5 protein-coding genes are annotated in these 3,804 nt (G+C 62.3%); 4 read left to right on the top strand and 1 reads right to left on the bottom strand.

Annotated elements, in window-relative coordinates; genetic code table 11:
* The first annotated feature begins 56 nt into the window (after nt 1-56).
* Genes AX690_RS13225 through AX690_RS13210 form a run of 4 tightly spaced genes read left to right on the top strand, consistent with a single transcriptional unit; the run spans nt 57 to nt 1,873 of the window.
* A complete protein-coding gene (locus tag AX690_RS13225) occupies nt 57-359 on the top strand; it encodes a hypothetical protein (RefSeq protein ID WP_066683054.1) in 303 nt (100 codons plus the stop codon).
* A 17-nt stretch (nt 360-376) separates the two neighbouring features.
* Nucleotides 377-736 carry a hypothetical protein gene (locus AX690_RS13220; RefSeq protein WP_066683053.1) on the top strand — a complete coding sequence of 120 codons (360 nt, stop codon included), beginning with the start codon at nt 377-379 and terminating at the stop codon, nt 734-736.
* The gene (locus tag AX690_RS13215; RefSeq protein WP_066683052.1) at nt 717-1,088 is read left to right on the top strand and encodes a hypothetical protein; all 372 of its coding nucleotides are present in this window, start codon (nt 717-719) and stop codon (nt 1,086-1,088) included. Before AX690_RS13220 ends, AX690_RS13215 begins: the two co-directional genes overlap by 20 nt.
* Nucleotides 1,085-1,873, top strand: a complete 789-nt coding sequence (locus AX690_RS13210; protein ID WP_066683051.1) for a CsgG/HfaB family protein — start codon at nt 1,085-1,087, stop codon at nt 1,871-1,873. Before AX690_RS13215 ends, AX690_RS13210 begins: the two co-directional genes overlap by 4 nt.
* A 356-nt stretch (nt 1,874-2,229) precedes the next feature.
* On the opposite strand, the gene AX690_RS13205 is transcribed toward AX690_RS13210, so the two are convergent.
* On the bottom strand, nt 2,230-3,720 hold the full coding sequence (locus AX690_RS13205; protein WP_066683050.1) for a hypothetical protein: 1,491 nt from the start codon (nt 3,718-3,720) through the stop codon (nt 2,230-2,232).
* Nucleotides 3,721-3,804: the final 84 nt, after the last annotated feature.

Below are 3,804 nucleotides of genomic sequence, written 5' to 3'. Positions count from 1 at the left end.
CCGCTCTCCGCTAATTTACGCCCCCATCTGAGCCAAATGTCCTGACGACGGACAGGGTGTTTTTCCTAGTCGCGATCCAACTGTTCGAAACCGTGGCCTATGCGTACACCGGAATGGCGACTGCTTTGGCCGAGAACCGGCAGTTTGTGACGCCAGGCGTCTACTTGCTCAGCCGCGCACCGGCGATGGCCGTCCATGTCATCGCAACGATCTGGTTCATCATCGCATGGCGACGAGATCCGGACCGAATGGTCTGGCCACTGGCGCTTGTGACTGCAGGTCACGTCTTATTCGACTATCTGGCGCCGACCATCGTCACGGCCCTAACGGGCCTCGATCATGTCGGCGCGCGCCCCTAAGTGTGAGGAGAGATCCGATGGCGTTCGTGAAAATCCGGCCTCGCGAGTTCAGCGCCGTAAAGGTGGTGGCTGAAACCACGAAGCTCATGGTTCAGGTCCCTGAACAAGTGCTCACCGAGGCAGGGCTGGGCGGCGAGGCTAAGGTTGAGATCCAGGTCGATACCAAGTCCAAGCTCCTCCAGATCAGCGGAGCATCCAGCGACGCTCACTGGAACCTGAAGAAGCGCGGTCGCTTCGTCGAAATCAACATCCCAGAGCTGCCGGCCAAGCAGCGTGAGGAAACGCGCAACGCGCGTTTCAAGGTCCAGGACTCGCGTCTGGTGATCAACCTCCCAGAAGCATGGGAGCTGGCTGACGATGCCGCGCTCAAAGCCTGAGATCGACACGCTCAAGGACGACCCTACGGTGTCCTTGAGCCTACCGCTTTCGGCGGCGGCGAACCTAGAGGCTGAACTGCTCGCTCGCTTCTCAGAGCCCTATGTCTCGCGAACAATTCGGATGCGCCGCATCGCGACGATCGCGGGAGCCGTGAGCGTCGTATTCGTCGGTCTTCTGGGCGGGCTCTTCTGGCTTGGCGGGCAGATCACGGCCGCCATGCAGATGGCGGCGCTGCTTGTGCTGGCTCTCCCCGCAACTCTCGAAAAGCACTTCGAACTTCGGCGGCTTACCTTGGCCAGAACCGAAATCCGACGCCGGCGCGGCCTGGCGATCCAGCAGGAGACACCATGACCAAACATCGCATCGCAGGCGCCGCCGCTGTTATCTGCCTGGTGGGGACAGCCGCTAGCGCCGAGACGAGGGTCGCGGCGCGCGATCTGTCGACGCTCTTGGCCCATTGCTCTGCGCCCGTCGCGGCAGTCACCATCACCGCGTTCAAGTGTAAGGCCACCGCATGCACCGCGGCAGCGGCGCCGAGCGGAAACCTCGGCGCGTTGCTGAGCATGGCACAGGCCGCTCAGGGCATGCAGTCGTTCCCGGGGCTTGGCGATGGCCTATCCAACGCTCTGGGCACAGCATTGAGCCAGACCGGGTGCTTCAAGGTTATGGCCCGTGAGGACATCGAGGACCTTCGCAAAGAAGCCGAAGCGGCCGGGATCACCCTGAAACAGGCGCCGGCCGACTATCTCATCAGTGGCGCGATCACCGCGCTCGCCGTCGGGACGAAGACGCAAAGCTTCGGCGGCGGAATGGTACCGGTGATCGGCGCAGTGAGCCGCAGCACAAAGAGCGCAGCGCTCGCGATCGACGTTCGGATCGTCGATGTCAAAGCGTCGGAAGTTCGGGCCAGCCAGACCTTTGATGTGAGCAACCAGCGCTCGAATTGGCTCGCCGGCGGCGGCGGACTGGTTGGCGGCTCCGCGCTTTTCGGTGGCGGATCGAGCACGCAGTCGGCCGAACTGGATTCGGTCGCCAACGAGAGCGTCATCCAGGCGGCCAACTACATCGTCGCGCAGCTGGCTCCAGGCGCCTCGCCGCCGGCAGGGGGCTCGATCAAGACTGCGGACAAGCCGTAACAAGCCGGAATCCTATGTGGGTGACGCTAAGCGGCCGGGTTAGACCCGGTCGCGTTTTTTCCTCTGCTGACCTGCGACGACGCGCAGGCCAGCCAGTTGGCGAACGGTGAACATTCGGAGAACATTGCGCAAGATCCCATTAGCGCCTAGTATGCGCCCGGTCGAGTTGGATGCGCCAAAATGGAATCTCGCAACTACCATATCGCTGATCCCGACTACTACCTGTACCCGCCGTCTGACGACGAGCAATACGGGCTTAGTAGACGCGCCTACAGGGGCCGCAAGTTGCCGCCTGCTGTTTACGTGGCAGCGCTCGCCGCGACAGTTATTGGCGCGGTGATCGGTCTCCTACTGCCTTAATCGCCTTTGTCACGCTGGGGTTTGGGCATCGCCATCGGCGTAGGCTTTTTGAGCAAATCGGCTCGTGCGAGCGCCTGATCGACCTCCGGGGTGAGCGGCCCGGCCGCCTCAGCGGGCGATGTGACGGTTCTATCGGAGTCAGGCGCCCTCACCCTCCCTTGTGCGGAATCTATTTCTCGCTTGGCGGTGCCGGCGACTTGATTTCCGGGATCGTTTTCAAGGGCGGACTTGCTGTCCTCAAACGAACGCTCCACGTCAGGACCGACGCCTAGGATCTGAGGCTCGCGCACGTCGTTTGACACCTGTCCCACGAGCGGAGGGGCGGCCGGCGGCGGGTAGCGCTTCATGAAGACCTCGACGCCGTCCGCTAGCCGCTGCTGCGAGATCTCGTCGCGACCCTGGAGAAGCGAAGCGATCTCACTATCGGAGCGCTCGCGACCTGTCTGAGGCTCAAAGCGGTAGTAGCCCGGCGTCGTTGCATCGCCCATCGCGAACCTGAAGAACTCATTGGAGCGGCTACCACGGACGGTCTCGGAGATGGTCTCCGCGCGATCGGCTTCTTTCGCGAGGCGTTCACTCTCGGACGACGCCAGCTTACGAGACTCGGCAAACTGAGCGGTTGACGACCAGGTTTGAGCGGCGACATCTCGGGTCGTCTTGCTCTGAGACGCCGTCTTGCTCCAACTATCGTTGAGCGACTGCATCTCGACCTTCTCTATCGCCTTGCGTCCTTCAGCGCTCTCCATCTGCGTGCGCGCGTAATCTGCAGCTGCGGACATCTTGCTGGAGAACGACTTATCCGAGGCGTCACTGGCTGACGCAGTGGCACGGGAATTTATGCCCGCACCGGCACTCAAAGCGCTCCCTCTCTGACCGAGGCCTAGGCCGGAGGTCAGCGTCCCTTCTTGGCTATTTGCGATTTGCACCCGGGAGAGCACCTGTGCCGCTTCTTCCTTAGAGATGCCAAATCTGGACTGCATGTTCTGGGAAAGCGAACTGATCCAGGCGGCGCTGCTGCTCTGGCTGTCTCGGGTCGTGTTGTCGCCGCCGCGCCGTGTGTCTGTTCCCACGCTCGACGCCATCGCATAGTCGTGGATCTTCTGCTGGCTCAGCGAGCGGGAATCGGTCGCGACCTTGTCGAACACGGCAGAGCGTTCGGAAGACAAGGACGCGGACTCGCGCTTGCCGGCGCTCCAGCTCTTCAGCCCTTCAGCGCTGACGGCCATGTCAGCGCGAGCGGCCTGCAGAGAGCGGGATCCATCCCTGTTGGTCGTGAGGGTATCACCGCTGCCAGTGACCACGGACGAACGGCCGGTGTCGAGGTACCTGCTCGTGTCGACCTTGTTACCCTGGACGTTGTTGAACGAATGGGTGTTCATGCTGGTATTGCCGAACGAGTAGTTGCCCGAGGTCTGGTTGGCTGCCGCTTGTTCGGCGCCAGACCGGAACGGCTGCAACAGCGCCTCGCCTTGGCTACCGAGGCTCATGGCGCCTTTGGTCAGGCCGGCCGAGATGACCGGTGTCCGCCGTCAGCGCCTTTGAGACAGATTGAGGGTTCCGTTTAGAGGAGG

Origin of the sequence: Caulobacter sp. CCH9-E1 (assembly GCF_001556515.1) — a bacterium.
Classification (GTDB): domain Bacteria; phylum Pseudomonadota; class Alphaproteobacteria; order Caulobacterales; family Caulobacteraceae; genus Caulobacter.
The sequence above is the reverse complement of the archived record's forward strand: the minus strand, read 5'-3'. Positions and strand labels throughout refer to the sequence as shown.